This window comes from Fodinibius sediminis, assembly GCF_900182555.1.
Taxonomy (GTDB): Bacteria; Bacteroidota; Rhodothermia; order Balneolales; family Balneolaceae; genus Fodinibius; species Fodinibius sediminis.
The window spans coordinates 143,930-159,003 of record NZ_FXTH01000008.1 but is presented as its reverse complement, the minus strand read 5'-3'; the positions used below and the strand labels follow the sequence as shown (position 1 = coordinate 159,003).

The following is a 15,074-nucleotide window of genomic DNA, read 5'->3' as shown; positions in this document are numbered from 1 at the left end:
TCTGAGGTAAAATAGTTGATAGCTATTTTACCTCCTCCTTCAGGGAAAGCATTTGGTATTCTTCTTTTCTACGTACACCAACAGCGGAGCGCATTATGTATGGGCATTATCATCGGCTATGGCTAATGCTGTTCTTTGCACTTGCACCGGCAGTCAACGGTTTTGGCCAGGTCACAAATTTCACGGATGGTTTCGAGGATGGCAACTTCACAGTCAATCCTGAATGGAATGGTGATGATACCCTTTACACCGTAGTCCAGGACTCCCGGAATCATCTGCTGCAACTGCAGGGCGACGCCGAGAATGGCGGCATAAATTACCTTAGCACGCCCTCATCAGATTCCATAGGAAGCTGGGAAGTATATATTCAGCTCGATTTCTCTCCCTCTGGCAGCAACAAAGCAGATATATTCCTGATGAGCGACATGGCCAACCTGCGGGGTCCCGTAAATGGCTATGCCCTGCGTGCCGGGGAAAGTGGCACAGCCGATGTATTCAGGCTCGTTCGCTATGATGCGGGGAGCGAGTCGGAGGTTGTTCTCTCCGGCACGACCGATATCAGCAGTGGAGGGGATTTCCGCGTTAAGGTTACAAGAGAGGGCGGCGGAATATGGAGCATGGCGGTAGGGCTTGGCTACGACGGGCAACTGGAGCCAGAGGGAGGAACCCAGACAGACGCTACCCACGCTTCAACCCGGTACTTCGGGGTTCGCTCCACCTATACCAGCACGCGCCATGACCTGTTCAGCTATGATTTTAAAATTGACCTCCCCGCCTTTACGATCACCGGGGCCACGGCTTCAGACAACCAGGTCGAGCTCTCATTCAACCGTAAGGTCGATCAAGGCAGTGTTCAGCCGACCGACTTCACAATCGACAACGGGATGGGCAGTCCCTCATCCATAAGCTTCCCTTCGGCTTCCGTGGTCCGCCTTTCTTATGATCATTCGCTCCTCTCCAATGTCTATACCCTGACTGCCAGCAACATTGAGGATCAGCACGGTAACAGCATAGCTACCGATACCACTGCACAATTCATTGTCTATGGAAACTATAAAAAGCAGGATATCATCATCACCGAATTTATGTATGACCAGCCAAGCGGCCAGGCTGAATATGTTGAGTTGAAAAATATCTCCGATAAATTTCTCAATCTCCAAAACTGGCGCATAGGTGACAACTCGGGAGATGCACGCATTTCAGCCGACACCCTCACACTCGCCCCTTATGGTTACCTGGCCGTTTCATCCGACACATCCGCCCTGTTCCACAGTCATGGATCTCAGCCTTATGTGGAATCTCTTAACCTGCCGGCCTTCAACAACGGGGGCGATGTGGTTCATCTCATCACAGCGGCCGGGGCCTCAGCGGATTCACTCAGCTATACTCCCTCCTGGGGTGGATCAGGCGTAGCCCTGGAACGGCGCTCAGCTGCAACCCCAGCCCTCTATATGGAAAACTGGGGTGACTCTACACACCCGGAAGCCGGCACGCCCGGACAGCCGAATACCCTGCCCCGGGATACGACCGCACCCAGGCTCATCGCACTCCAGGTTGCTTCCGCTCAAAAACTCAAGCTGGCTTTTAATGAGCGACTGGAAGTGACTACCGCCTCTGCCCCATCCAACTACAGCCTTACCAACACCGCCATTACCACCGCGAGGGTCATTGAACCGGATACTGCCGAATTAGCCCTGGCAACCCCGCTGCAAAATGCTTCCTCCTATACTCTTGCAGTGACGAATATTGAGGATATATTTGGCAACGCTATGATCCAGACAGACAGCACCTTTACCCACTATACATTATCAGAGGCTGATTCCGGCGATGTGGTAATTAACGAGTTTATGTACAGCCCCCCGCCGGTCAGCTCAGAGTATGTGGAAATATACAATCGTTCAGCCAAATCGTTTGATCTGCAGGACTGGACCTTCAGCGACAACAGGGGGATGAAAAGGTTGATTACCAACAAGCCATATATACTCCCGCCCGACAGTTTTGTTGCCGTTGCTCCCGACAGCACCCTGGCTATCTCCGATCCCGGCCTTCCCCTCCTCATTATGGATGATTTCCCCTCATTAAACAATGGCGGCGACCAGATCCTGATACATCGCAGGGACAGCACGCTCCTCGACTCCCTGGCCTATACCTCCGGCTGGGGTGGTGAGCAGCTCAGCCTCGAACGCCGAAGCCCCGACGTGGCAGGGATCTATACAGACAACTGGGCTGAAGCTCCGGAAGGATTTGGCACTCCGGGAGCCCCCAACACCATTGAGCCCGACACGAAGCCGCCGGAACTGAGCTCCCTTTCGGTCAAGGATGGAACCCTCCTCACCCTTACTTTCTCTGAACGACTTTCGGGATCAGCCGCCGAAGAACCGGAAAACTATACGCTTGTGAGTGAAACAGCTATAATCAACGCCCGGTATTCACCCCCCGATAGTGTCTTCCTGAAGCTGGATGATAACCTCCAGAATGGGTCGGAATATACGCTCAGCATCGAAAATATCGGCGATATTTTCGGTAATACAATCTCCTCCGAAGATACACTGTTCACCCATTATCGGCTTTCATCAGCTGATTCCGGGGATGTGTTTATTAATGAATTCATGTACGATCCTCCGGAGGGGTTTCCCGAATATATTGAGCTCTTCAATGCTTCCAGCAAAACATTGAACCTTCAAAATTGGACACTCAATGACAATACAGGACATAACGTCCGTATTACCGCCCAGGAGTATCCCCTCCCACCAGGTGGCTTTGCCGTCCTGTCGGCTGATTCTTTGCCAATTCCCTACCCGGTTATAAGGATGCTTAACCGGTCCCCGTCCCTCAACAACAACGGCGATCATATCGTACTGCGCGACTCATCGGGATCACGTTTGGATTCTCTGCAGTATTCCGGGGATTGGGGGGGCATGCAGGTTGCCCTTGAACGGCGCTCCCATACCCTGGCCGGCTACTACCGGGCCAACTGGGGCCTCCCTTCTGACAGCACCGGTTCGCCGGGCAGCAAAAACACGGTCTCCCCGGATGAAACGCCTCCGAGCATAGAAGTCCTGGACCTTACAGATCCACAGACCCTTCAGCTTATATTCAGTGAACATCTCGATTCCACCTCGCTTGCAAACAGCTTTAGCTTTTCCGGTACCCCCGCAATAGATGATATTCAGTTCCTGCTCCCCGATACGACTCAAATAAAATTATCCTCTCCCATGCAAAATGCCGTCTCCTATACCCTGACCCTATCGGGTATCAGGGACCTCTTTGATAATGTGTTACCCCAGATCGATACGACGTTCACCTTTTACAGGAGCACTGTGGCCGATTCAGGAGACATATTTATCAATGAATTCAGCTACAATCCGGCTTCCGGCCAGACAGAATATCTCGAACTGTTCAACCCGACCGACCACTCCTTTGATTTACAAAACTGGACCCTGAACGACAACCGCGGACTGGAAGAACCGCTGACACCCCATCAACTGATCCTTCCGCCGGACAGCTTCGTCGTTCTCGCACCCGACAACACTCTCCTCAAGAGTCATCCAGGCATCAGACTTCTCAGTATGGGCACCCGTTTTCCGGCCCTGAATAATAGCGGAGATCAGATCGTACTCAAAAACAAAAACGGCATTCGCCTGGATTCCCTTCAATATACCTCCTCCTGGGGTGGCCGGGAGATTGCATTGGAACGGCGGACCACCTCTGTAGCCGCAACCTACGCTGAAAACTGGGGACCCGCACCCGAAATAACGGGAAGCCCGGGGCGGCCAAATTCCATTACTGCCGACCAAACCCCACCTGAAATACACAATCTCCATCCGCTCGGCAGATCCTCGCTTCAGCTTCTGTTTTCAGAACACCTGTCGGTTTCCAGTGCCACCAGCTTTGACAATTACCAGATTATACCCCATCGTGAACTTCAGCTGGTCTCCGTTCAGTCCGATTCGGTTACCCTCTTCTTGGCCACCCCTCTTGCATCCGGGGAGACTTATACACTTGAAACATCGGGGATCACCGACATTTTTGGCAACGCCCTCCCTCCCGAGAGTCACTCTTTCAAATACCTGCGCCTGGAAAAGGCCATTCCGGGCGATATAATTATCAATGAAATCCTGGCTGATCCCGGTAATGACATGGTAGAGTTTATAGAGCTGTATAATCGCTCCGACAAGAATATTGACCTCCGGAACTGGTCACTGGGGGACGCGCAAAATGAAATCACCCTGCCAGCCGGGACGGAGCTCCAGTCCCGGCACTACCTGGTCCTTGTCCCCGGCTCCCTGCCTTCCCAAATTCCCGGTACTGCCCTTGTTCTGCCCCGTTTCCCGAATCTCAACAACAGTAGCGACGCTCTTTTTATCAGGAATAGTGCTGGCCTTACCATCGACTCTTTGTACTACCAGTCATCCTGGAATATGGCTCCGGCGGGACATTCCATGGAGCGGAAAGATCCCCATGCCGCTTCCAACGACCCTTCGAACTGGACCTCCAACAGCTCTGATGCAGGCAGCTCGGCCGGGGCTGAGAACCTCAGTTTTGAGGAAGACCAGACGCCCCCGGTGGCTCATTTTGCCACGATCCGCAGTGATGGAAAAATTGAAATCCACTTCAGCGAATTCATTCGTCATCCCGAAAAGACACAGTTTATCCTAAATGGGAATCTCCTTTCCATAGCTGTTTTTGACAGCTTGGAAGCCGACAGAGTCACGATGAACCATCCAGCCGCCAACATCGGAGGTTCGAACCCCACAATCCATATTAAGCACCTGGAAGACGTCCGTGGTAATATAACACCGAGCAGCAATATCCCGCTGGCACAGCCGCTTGAGCCCGGCACCCTTGTCATTAACGAAATTATGTATCATCCCGTCAGTGTCCCTGACGACCAGCAGCCTGACCAAAGTGAATACATTGAGCTGTATAACAGAAGCGATCACACGGTATCACTGGAAGGACTCAGGCTGCATGAGGCCCCGGATGAAAAGGGGCAGTTCCAGGAACTGCACCCGGCCAGGACCGCCACCAAGTGGGTTGCCCCCAAACAGACGGTGCTGATCTATGCCGACCAAGCCCCGACCTATAGCCAGTCCGACATCGTCACTTTTTTCGAACTTGATTCCACTAGATTGCAGGCTATCTTGCAAATTGACCGCAGCAGCCTCAGTCTCTCATCTGGCGAGGAAATCTACCTGGCCGATAGCACGGGTACTACAATCGATTCGGTCCATTACCGGGCCCGGTGGCACAACCCCAACCTCGTCGATACGCGGGGCATTGCACTGGAGCGCATTACCCCCGGCGGGCCCACCAATGAACAGGCCAACTGGGGGTCGAGTGTACACCCGAGGGGAGGTACTCCAAAGGCTGTGAATTCCATCTACCAGGAAAATACCGAACAGCCGGAACAGGAAGGCATCCTTTTGACCCCCAATCCCTTCTCGCCCGACGGCGACGGTTTTGAAGACCAGCTGATCATAAACTACAAGCTCGACCAGCCCGACTATCTGCTGCGGGTCACTATTTTTGACCGCTACGGCCGGTTCATAAAAAAACTGGCCGACGGCAAACCCGCCGGTTTTGAAGGCTCCCTCCTTTGGGACGGGCGCAGGGACGGCGGCCGACGCAACCGGATTGGCATCTATGTCATTGTCTTTGAAGCCTATGACAGTGCGTCCGGCGCCAACATCGCCTATAAGAAAGCCATTGTACTCGCAAGGAAACTTCACTGAGTACCCGGAGAAATCCCTATTTTATTCTTTTAAATGCTCTGCGGTTCTTTCTACCTTTCACCAAGCTATTTTTAACAATCACCATATGGATGAATAAAGAAGCACCTATCGGTATTTTTGATTCCGGTATCGGCGGTCTGACTGTTGTGAAGGAAGTTCGCCGTGCCCTCCCCAATGAAAATATTATCTATTTCGGAGATACTGCCCGGGTGCCCTACGGCATCAAGTCGGAAAAAGTGGTCCGCAACTACGCCCTGCAGATTACAAACTTCCTGATGCAGCGTAATGTCAAGATGATCCTCATCGCCTGCAATACCGTCTCTGCGTCGGCACGTGATGAAATTCAGGAAGCGGCGGGCGACATTCCCGTTTTGGATGTTATCAGTGCAGGCACCAAGGCAGCCATGGCTTGGCCAGAACATGACCATATCGGCGTCATAGGTACACTGGCAACCATTGGCTCTGAGGCCTACAACCGAGCGATCCGGGAATATAACGGTGGGGTAAAAATCACCTCCAAGGCCTGCCCGATGCTGGTCCCCCTCGCTGAAGAAGGATGGACCGATAACGATATTGCCAGGCAGATTGTTCACCGGTACCTGGCCTCTTTTGAAGATCAGAATATTGACAGTCTTATCCTGGGATGTACACACTACCCGCTGTTCAAAGAAACCATCCAGCAGGAGCTTTACCGGAGAAAGATCAGGATTGTGGACTCCGGTGAATCGATTGCCAAGATGGCCCGGGAAGAACTCGCCCGGCGCCAGCTGCTGAATCCCTCAGGTGGCACCTTCGAATGCTATGTCAGCGACCGTCCACAGCGTTTCCAGGAACTGGCCGAGCGCTTTCTGGGTACTGAAATCCCCAATGTCCAGATTATCCAGCTCTGATTATGCCCTCTGCTGATCACACCCTTGCCGTTGTTGGTGGTGGAGCCGCCGGTTTTTTCACAGCCGTCAATGCTGCACGGCTGCATCCGGATCTGAACGTTATTATCCTTGAACGCAGCCGCGAGGTCCTCTCAAAAGTTCGTATTTCAGGCGGGGGACGCTGCAATGTAACCCACCACTGCTTTGACCCCCAGGTCCTGTCCCAGGCCTATCCGCGCGGCCAAAAAGAACTGCGCTGGGCATTTGAACAGTTTCAGCCCCGTGATACCGTATCATGGTTTCAGGAGCGGGACGTCGATCTGAAGACAGAAGAAGACGGCCGCATGTTTCCGGTCACCGATGACTCGGCTACCATCATCGGCTGCCTGAAAGAGGAAGCCCGGAAATACGGGGTTCAAATACGGACGAAAACAAAAGTGGAAGATCTCTCCCCCGAAGCGGGCCACCGGTATGAGGTCATCATTCGAAACGAGCCCTCCATAATGGCCGATGCCGTGATTGTAGCAACCGGCGGATCAAACCGAAGCCGTACGTATGACTGGCTGCGCAGTATCGGCCATGGTGTGGTAGAGCCCGTACCTTCACTTTTCACCTTCAATTTTCGAAAAAAAGTATTCAAGGATCTGGCGGGCATTTCTGTTGAGGAAGTTTCTGTAGCTATAGAAGGTACTTCCTTTGAGCATGAAGGCCCCCTGCTTCTCACTCATTGGGGTGTGAGTGGTCCGGCCGTACTCAAAACCTCAGCCTGGGCCGCGCGATACCTGTATGATGAAGAATACCGTTTTGCTATACGGATAAACTGGGTGCATCCCAGAAATGAGCAACAGACCCGTGAAGTACTCAATAATCTGCGGAAAGACAATGCCCCAAAACTTGCAGATAAACAGGATCGTCTTCCCATTCCGCACCGCCTGTGGAAACGCTTTTTGGAACGGGCCGAGATCAGCCTGCAAACCCGATGGGCAGAGGTTTCCAACCGGCAGCTGCATCAGCTGACCCGGGAGCTCACGGGGGGGCGTTATCCTATCCAGGGGAAGACCACCTACAAGGAGGAATTTGTGACCAGCGGAGGCATCCCCCTGAAAGAAGTCAACATGGGAACCATGGAAAGCAAGATCTGTCCCAACCTCTATTTTGCCGGCGAGGTACTTAACATCGATGGCATCACCGGAGGCTACAACTTTCAGTCGGCCTGGACCACCGGCTGGATTGCGGCCCGTCACCTGGACTTCTATTAACCGTCCCCCCTTCAGCGCCCCCTGTTTAAAGCAGTTTACTTGCGAGGTTGGCCAGCTCCGAACGCTCGCCTTTTTCCAGGTTGATATGGGCATACAGGTCGTTGTCATGCATTCGGTCAACCAAAAAAGACAGCCCGTTACTCTGGGTGTCCAGGTAAGGGGTATCGATCTGATAAATATCACCGGTAAATATGATTTTCGTATCATCGCCGGCTCTCGTGATGATGGTCTTCACTTCATGTGGCGTTAAATTCTGGGCTTCATCTATAATAAAGATGACATTTGAGAGACTCCGTCCCCGTATATATGCCAGGGGCACAATATGCAGTTTCTCATTTTCAATCATTTCATCCACTTTTTTGTACTGTTTGCTGCCGGAGGGAAACTGATTTTTAATAAATGACAGGTTGTCCCAGAGCGGCTGCATGTAGGGATTGATCTTCGAGGTAATATCTCCAGGCAGATAGCCAAGATCCTTGTTGCTGAGCGGAACGATGGGACGGGCGAGATATATTTGCTGGTAATGACGCCGCTGCTCCAACGCCCCGGCCAGGGCCAGCAGTGTCTTGCCCGTACCCGCCGACCCGGTAATAGTCACCAGCAGGTTATCGGGATTCATTATAGCCTGCAGGGCAAAAGTCTGCTCCGCATTGCGAGGTTTAATCCCATAGGCCGTCTTTTTCTGGACCGGCAGAATACGCCCCTGATGGGCGTCATAGTAGCCAAGGGCCGAATTAACAGGGCTTTTCAGGATATAGAAATGATTACTTGCCGCCTCCTCGATACCTATCGACTCCGGCTTGAGCTCCCCTTCCTCATAAAAGCGATCAATGATTGCCGAATCCTCAAAATTGAGCTCTGTTTTTCCCCGGTACAGGTGCTCGATATCCTTGATGCGGATGGTTTCATAGTCTTCGGCATCAATACTCAGCGCCCGGGCCTTTATCCTGAGGTTGATATCCTTGGACACGAGGATCACTTTCTTATCGGGTTCCTCCTCCATCAGCTTGAGCACCGCATTCAATATTCGGTGGTCATTTTTTTCTCTGCCAAATACTTCTGCAGCATCGATTTTGCTGTTCTCGTTGTTGAGAACCCTCAGTTTTCCATGCGTTTCACCGTCGAGGGGAATCCAGGTCTGCAGGAGATTCTTATCCGATATCTTGTCCAGATAACGGCTGAATTCGCGGGCATGCAGATTAATTACATCATTGCCCTTTTTGAAAGAATCGATCTCCTCCAACACCGTGATTGGTATTGCAACATCGTTTTTCTTGAAATTTTTAATGGCATCGCAGTCGTACAGGATAACCGATGTGTCGAGAACGTAAATCTTATGTTTTTTAGCGGCAGCCATAGAGAGCGGAGTTTAATGATTGCAAAGAACCAGAATCATCTCTTGCAGTTTATTAACGTTAGACAATCACGCTCTCAGAATCAATACCCATTGCAGTTCCGGCTAAAAATGAATGGGGACGCTCTTGCACATCCCCCTGTTTAACAGCCGAGGCTATACAAGGCAATGGAGGCTGCAATGGCTGCATTTAAACTCTCCACTTTGGGCTGGACCTCGGCCGGGGGAATTTCCACTTGGACCCGCTTTTCTCCCAGCAGCTGCGGGTCGATACCATGGGCCTCGTTGCCCACCACCAGGATCGTCTTTTCAGGGCGTCCCACGGTTGCCAGAGGTACCGAAGCTTCACTTTTGTCAAGGAGGAGGATGTTCCAGCCCATCTTCTCAAAATCCGCCAATACCATCGGCAGCTCCCCGTTGAGATGCGGCAGCACTCCCGTTGCCCCGGCGGTACTTCGCACCACCTTGGGATGAAACAGATCGACCGTTCCCTTTCCCGACACTATGCCCGCAGCCCCAAACCAGGAAGCCGTTCGAATAATGGTCCCCAGGTTTCCGGGGTCCTGAATGGCATCCAGCACAACGATGATCCCCCTCCTGCCCTGTCCCATCTTTTCAACCGATGTTTCACCGGGCATTCGGCACAAGGCCAGAACACCCTGCGGATGCTTGGTATCTGAAATTTCAGCAAAATGTCTGTTGTCCAGCAACGCTGATTCATGGGTTTCGATCAGGGCTTTCCAGTATTCCTGCGCACTGTAATCCTGTTCGTCATCAAAGAACAAGGCCTCAATCCCAACCACCTTGTTCTTTAGAATCTGTCGAACAGCACGATCTCCTTCAATCAGAAAAAGCCGCTCCCGGTGGCGATATTTTTTCCGGCCTAATTTTCTGAGCAGGGTTAACTGCCGGTTAGAAGCATATGTCATGATTATTTCTTTCGAACTAATGTTGAAAATACGGGCTTAATTAAAGAGCTTCTTATTCAAAACACAAAAACTATCCTTATCTTGAGGCAAAACCAATATCCAAAAAGAAACCTTTATGGAATTTCTTAAAAAACTGGGCATCGAGGGCACGAATACAGGAACCAGTACCGGCCGGAAATTTCTGGGGTCAGGTGCAAAAGAGAAGCTTGCCAGTTATACTCCCATTGACAATTCACAAATCGCAGACGTAACAGTCACTACGCGGGAGGAATATGAACATGTTATTGAAACCGCTCAAAAGGCCTTTGAAGAATGGCGGATGATTCCTGCTCCCCAACGGGGTGATATTGTACGTCAGATCGGACTTGAGCTGAGAGCGAACAAGGAATATCTGGGCCGGCTGGTTACCTATGAAATGGGTAAAATATACCAGGAGGGACTTGGGGAAGTACAGGAAATGATTGACATCTGTGACTTTGCTGTCGGGCAGTCGCGCATGCTTTACGGCAAGACCATGCCATCAGAGCGGCCAAAGCATCGCATGTATGAACAATGGCATCCGCTGGGCATTACCGGCATCATCTCCGCATTTAATTTTCCCGTGGCGGTCTACAGCTGGAACGCCATGATAGCGGCTGTTGCGGGCAATGTGATGATCTGGAAAGGATCTGAAAAAACGCCACTCTGCAGCATCGCGGTTCAAAATATCATTGCCAAGGTATTGAAGCGCAATGATCTGCCCGAAGGGATCTTCAACCTTGTCACAGGCGGACCCGAGGTTGGGAAATGGATGAGCAGTGATGAGCGCATTCCCCTTATTTCGGCTACCGGTTCCATCCGTATGGGTAAGGAAGTTGCCAAAACCGTTGCAGCCCGACTTGGCAAAACCATTCTTGAACTGGGTGGAAATAACGCGGTCATTGTCTCCAAAGAGGCCGATCTAGAAATGGCGGCCCGGGCTATCGCCTTCGGCGCCGTGGGAACCTGTGGCCAGCGCTGTACTTCCACCCGGCGACTCATTATTCACGAAGAAATGTTTGATTCTCTCAAAGATCGCCTGGTGGCCATTTACGAAAACGTGAACATCGGCAACCCCCTGGATGAAGACACACTGGTTGGTCCCCTGATCGATCAACAGGCCGTGGATAACATGCAGAAAGCTCTTGATGAGATCGAACAACAAGGCGGGGAACGGGTGTATGGAGGTGAGGTGATAGACAAAAACCAGCTGTCCGACGGCAATTACGTACGGCCAGCCATTGTCACTGCCCAAAACGACTGGGATATTGTACAGCGTGAGACCTTTGCCCCCATTCTGTACTTAATGAAGTATTCGGATCTGGACGAGGCCATAGCCATGCACAACGGGGTCAGACAGGGCCTCAGTTCCTCAATGTTTACCCTCAACCTCCGGGAAGCTGAAGCCTTTTTGAGTACACGGGGTTCCGACTGTGGAATTGCCAATATCAATGTTGGCACAAGCGGTGCTGAAATCGGGGGAGCCTTCGGTGGAGAGAAAGAAACCGGGGGCGGACGCGAATCCGGATCTGATGCCTGGAAAGCCTACATGCGCCGGCAGACCAACACCATTAACTGGAGCGATGAACTTCCGCTCGCGCAGGGCATTGAATTCGACGTGGATTAACACCAGTGACTATCCGGCTTCTCTTATTCGTTCCGTTCATAACCATTGGAGGGGACTGGGCAGTCCGTACGCCCCCTTCCCTTACAGGATGTTAACCGATATGCCCGCTGAAAGAACCTGTTTGATCTGCACTTTCTTGGAATAGTCGTCGTCGTAGATGGTGACATATTGGAACGACATATTCATAAAGTCATTAATTTTCCCAATAAGCTCATTGGAAAAATGTACATCCGTACTGCTTATATTCCGCTGGAGGTTGGTAAAGGTTTCTACTGAACTGATGAGGCGCACATTACTGAAAAGCTCTTTTTCAAAAAACAAAGCTGTGGAATAGCCCGGCTCAAAACGAAACTGCTCGCCTGCACTCAATCCATAGCGCTGAGAAAGTGAGGTATCTGCAACTATGGTTTCTTTCATTGCCATCCCTGCCTGGGCAGAAAAATAATCAGCCGGGGTAAAAGCGATACCGGCGATTTGAGTGAAATAGGCGGGAGAAAAGATCTTGGAAATCAACTCGGGCTGCACCGTATCGGGAACGTTGTAATTAAATCCCTTGTCAAACTGGGTGCTGAAATTTACGTTAGCGAAAGCACTCCATTTTTTATTGTCGAAGAGGTAACTAAATTTATTATTAACGGCTACTCGATCATCCGTTTTCCGGGTGCCTTCATCCTCAATTCGCGCCTTGCCATATCTGAGATTCGTATCCAGGGCATATGCGAAACGGTCTTTGCGGAACTTCAGATTAAAAATGGTAGAACCGGTAACACTTATGGTATTGGTCCCCCCCTGGCTCCAGTTATTATAGGCGGCCTGGGCACCATTGAGCCCCCCGATCCAGCTGGCTTGCCAGCCATCCAGCGTATCCGCCACAATGACCGTTTTATCAATTCTTGAAATATCCTGAATCGATATATCACCATCATCCTTCAGAAGCTCACTTATCCTGATTGCTTCCTGGCCCAATGCAGGCAAGGTGTTCGCAAACAGCAATAATGCAAAAACAAAGAAGGAAAAATATTTGCGCATTTACCTAGATAATGTCATTAATTAAAGGGCATAATTGTTTAAAAGTACGATAAAAAAATCCAACTATAAACCGTCACTGCTCATGCGTCAGACGAACCTCGTGCACTTTTCCGTCCTTAACTTCGACCGCCACATGCTCATCCAGTTTTGTTGGTAACACCATCCCGCAGAACTCCGCTTTTACCGGATATTTTCGGTGTCCCCGATCAACAAGTACAGCCGTATACACTTCCCCCGGCTCTAGTTCCTCCACCACGGTGGTTAGAGCCCGGAACATCGTCTGCCCGGAAAAGATCACATCATCAACAATAACGATAAAAGATTGCTTTTCGTATGCACTTTTATCCCATTTCTTACGAGAGGCCCCTTCCTCTCCCAAAGTCAGAGATTCAACTTTAACGGGACTGTCCAGAATCGGGGTCAAGAAATGCGCTAAATCCCTGGCTACCGCCAGCCCTCTCTGGTTAATTCCCAACAGAACAATAGGCCAGTCGGATTTATTCTTTTCATTGATCTCATGAGCCATCCTTTGCAGTGAACGGGCGATGCGATCGGTGCTCATAAGCAGGATGTTATCTGGATTCTTCATAGAATAAAATTCTTTACGTCTTTTTTGAATTCAGCGGTAATATCTATTTAAAATATCTAATGCATTTAATACCTTTATAATATATAACAACGAAATATAGCGGATTATCAACAAGATACCATTCATTTTAAATGCGATTTCTTATGAAGAAAAAAGCTATTTTACAGTCCCTTCTTTTGGCTACCGGATCATTTGTGGGAGGCATGACCCTTGGCCTTCTGCTGACCCCCACAAACGGCCGTCAAAACCGGATGTGGATTTCAGAACACGCTGCTGAGCTGGCCGAGTGGGCTGAAGACCGACGCAGGAACGCCGAGCACAAAGGACAGCTGAAACTGCGACACATACGCCGGAATGTCCACGAAGGTCTCAGCCACCACATACCGGATCTCTATGAGGCTACAGAAGATCTTGATATCAAGAGGTGATACAACCATGAGCCGGCCCCAGGCATCATATCACGAACGGTTGCTCCACTGGATCTGGGAAACCGGACATTTTGATACGCAAGGGCTTGCTACGATAGACGGCCGCGAAGTAACAATCCATGAACCGGGTCGCCACAACAAGACCGACGGCCCTGATTTCAAGGGAGCCGAAATTACCATTGGCAACCTTCGGTGGTATGGCGATATAGAAATCCACTGGAAACTGGCCGACTGGAGGTCACATGCACACGGGACTGACCCCCGCTACAACAAGGTAATTCTGCATATTGTCCTCGAAAAAACAAGCGATGAAATTCAACGCCAGGATCAGACCAGCATTCCCACCCTCTGGCTGGGCCAATACCTGGCAGATCCCCTGGGTTCTTTTCTGACCGAATACCTGCGGCACCCACAGCTTCCCTGCTCAAGGCATCTTTCGTTCATCTCCGAGGCAGTCTTTCTAAAACAGCTTGAAAAGGCACACAGAGAATACTTCGAACAAAAAGTAGAAGACCTGTTACCTTTTTACGATGCTTCGCTTCCTCCCTCCCGCGCCTGGCGCAGATTAGTATCCATCGCATTTTTTGATGGACTGGGCATAGCCCATAACCGCGCTCCCATGCGAAGGCTCTGCAGTCAGCTGTATGATCAAATCGACGCCTGCTCATCTGCCGATGCTCTTCGGAAGCGGGCGCTGTCTGTCTCAGGGGCCGGGGCTCCCTCCCGTTCCGGTACGGGCTACCAGTGGAATCATAAGGGATGTCGGCCGGCAAACCACCCCGCCCAACGGGTTCAGCAGGCGGCCCTTGGGCTCTGGCATATCCATCACCTTCCGTTTGGACAGTGGCTCACGGAACATCCGTATGACCTCTGGGATGGAATCCTGTCAGCAATCTCCCTTTCTCCCTCCATCGGGAAAGAACGCTCTTCCATCCTCTTCGGAATTGTGTTACTGCCGGCACTCTATATCCTTGGTAATCTTTTCCACTCTGAGGCCTTGAAAACCAACAGCTGGAACATTTGGAAACACCACCAGGCCCAGCTACCAAAATCACTGATCAGCCTGTTTGAAGGAACCGGTTTGTCACCCTCATCCTACAATAAAAAATTAGGCACCATCCACCAGTTACGTAATTATTGTAAAGCCGGACAGTGCCAGGAATGTTTTGTCTTTAAAAATGCAATTTCTTCTTGATTTAAAATCAGCAAATCCCTATTATCTGAATCTGTTAAAAAA

The 15,074-nt window shown here is 50.9% G+C and carries 10 protein-coding genes; 6 read left to right on the top strand and 4 right to left on the bottom strand.

The features are described 5' to 3' along the window. Positions 1-125 precede the first annotated feature (125 nt). From FN808_RS10495 to FN808_RS10485, 3 genes are all read left to right on the top strand, one after another. Positions 126-5,735 (top strand): lamin tail domain-containing protein, encoded by a 5,610-nt coding sequence (locus FN808_RS10495; protein ID WP_185958349.1) that lies wholly within the window; start codon positions 126-128, stop codon positions 5,733-5,735. A gap of 89 nt (positions 5,736-5,824) precedes the next feature. Further along, positions 5,825-6,625 (top strand): glutamate racemase, encoded by an 801-nt coding sequence (gene murI / locus FN808_RS10490; protein ID WP_142714545.1) that lies wholly within the window; start codon positions 5,825-5,827, stop codon positions 6,623-6,625. Positions 6,626-6,627: 2 nt separating this feature from the next. Continuing rightward, complete coding sequence (locus FN808_RS10485) at positions 6,628-7,863, top strand: BaiN/RdsA family NAD(P)/FAD-dependent oxidoreductase (RefSeq protein WP_142714544.1); 1,236 nt, start codon at positions 6,628-6,630, stop codon at positions 7,861-7,863. Positions 7,864-7,888: 25 nt separating this feature from the next. Here FN808_RS10485 and FN808_RS10480 read toward each other — a convergent pair whose 3' ends face one another. After that, positions 7,889-9,220 carry a PhoH family protein gene (locus FN808_RS10480; RefSeq protein WP_142714543.1) on the bottom strand — a complete coding sequence of 444 codons (1,332 nt, stop codon included), beginning with the start codon at positions 9,218-9,220 and terminating at the stop codon, positions 7,889-7,891. A 140-nt stretch (positions 9,221-9,360) separates the two neighbouring features. Continuing rightward, positions 9,361-10,146 carry a TrmH family RNA methyltransferase gene (locus FN808_RS10475; RefSeq protein ID WP_142714542.1) on the bottom strand — a complete coding sequence of 262 codons (786 nt, stop codon included), beginning with the start codon at positions 10,144-10,146 and terminating at the stop codon, positions 9,361-9,363. A gap of 115 nt (positions 10,147-10,261) precedes the next feature. Here FN808_RS10475 and amaB point away from each other — a divergent pair, with 115 nt between their 5' ends. Further along, positions 10,262-11,791, top strand: a complete 1,530-nt coding sequence (gene amaB, locus FN808_RS10470; RefSeq protein ID WP_142714541.1) for an L-piperidine-6-carboxylate dehydrogenase — start codon at positions 10,262-10,264, stop codon at positions 11,789-11,791. 81 nt (positions 11,792-11,872) lie between these two features. Here the strand turns inward: amaB and FN808_RS10465 are convergent, their stop codons facing one another. Beyond that, positions 11,873-12,820, bottom strand: coding sequence for a DUF3078 domain-containing protein (locus FN808_RS10465; RefSeq protein ID WP_142714540.1), 948 nt, complete (start codon positions 12,818-12,820; stop codon positions 11,873-11,875). Between the two features lie 73 nt (positions 12,821-12,893). Beyond that, positions 12,894-13,409 carry a phosphoribosyltransferase family protein gene (locus FN808_RS10460; protein WP_142714539.1) on the bottom strand — a complete coding sequence of 172 codons (516 nt, stop codon included), beginning with the start codon at positions 13,407-13,409 and terminating at the stop codon, positions 12,894-12,896. Between the two features lie 143 nt (positions 13,410-13,552). On the opposite strand from FN808_RS10460, the gene FN808_RS10455 reads away from it, so the two are divergent. Continuing rightward, on the top strand, positions 13,553-13,837 hold the full coding sequence (locus tag FN808_RS10455) for a hypothetical protein (RefSeq protein ID WP_142714538.1): 285 nt from the start codon (positions 13,553-13,555) through the stop codon (positions 13,835-13,837). A 7-nt stretch (positions 13,838-13,844) separates the two neighbouring features. Continuing rightward, complete coding sequence (locus tag FN808_RS10450; RefSeq protein ID WP_185958348.1) at positions 13,845-15,032, top strand: DUF2851 family protein; 1,188 nt, start codon at positions 13,845-13,847, stop codon at positions 15,030-15,032. Positions 15,033-15,074: the final 42 nt, after the last annotated feature.

What these genes read in the sequence shown, in the direction of transcription:
- FN808_RS10495 (WP_185958349.1), top strand. Translation starts at nt 126, where the DNA reads ATGCTGTTCTTTGCACTTGCACCGGCAGTCAACGGTTTTGGCCAGGTC.
- murI (WP_142714545.1), top strand. Translation starts at nt 5,825, where the DNA reads ATGAATAAAGAAGCACCTATCGGTATTTTTGATTCCGGTATCGGCGGT.
- FN808_RS10485 (WP_142714544.1), top strand. Translation starts at nt 6,628, where the DNA reads ATGCCCTCTGCTGATCACACCCTTGCCGTTGTTGGTGGTGGAGCCGCC.
- FN808_RS10480 (WP_142714543.1), bottom strand. Translation starts at nt 9,220, where the DNA reads ATGGCTGCCGCTAAAAAACATAAGATTTACGTTCTCGACACATCGGTT.
- FN808_RS10475 (WP_142714542.1), bottom strand. Translation starts at nt 10,146, where the DNA reads ATGACATATGCTTCTAACCGGCAGTTAACCCTGCTCAGAAAATTAGGC.
- amaB (WP_142714541.1), top strand. Translation starts at nt 10,262, where the DNA reads ATGGAATTTCTTAAAAAACTGGGCATCGAGGGCACGAATACAGGAACC.
- FN808_RS10465 (WP_142714540.1), bottom strand. Translation starts at nt 12,820, where the DNA reads ATGCGCAAATATTTTTCCTTCTTTGTTTTTGCATTATTGCTGTTTGCG.
- FN808_RS10460 (WP_142714539.1), bottom strand. Translation starts at nt 13,409, where the DNA reads ATGAAGAATCCAGATAACATCCTGCTTATGAGCACCGATCGCATCGCC.
- FN808_RS10455 (WP_142714538.1), top strand. Translation starts at nt 13,553, where the DNA reads ATGAAGAAAAAAGCTATTTTACAGTCCCTTCTTTTGGCTACCGGATCA.
- FN808_RS10450 (WP_185958348.1), top strand. Translation starts at nt 13,845, where the DNA reads ATGAGCCGGCCCCAGGCATCATATCACGAACGGTTGCTCCACTGGATC.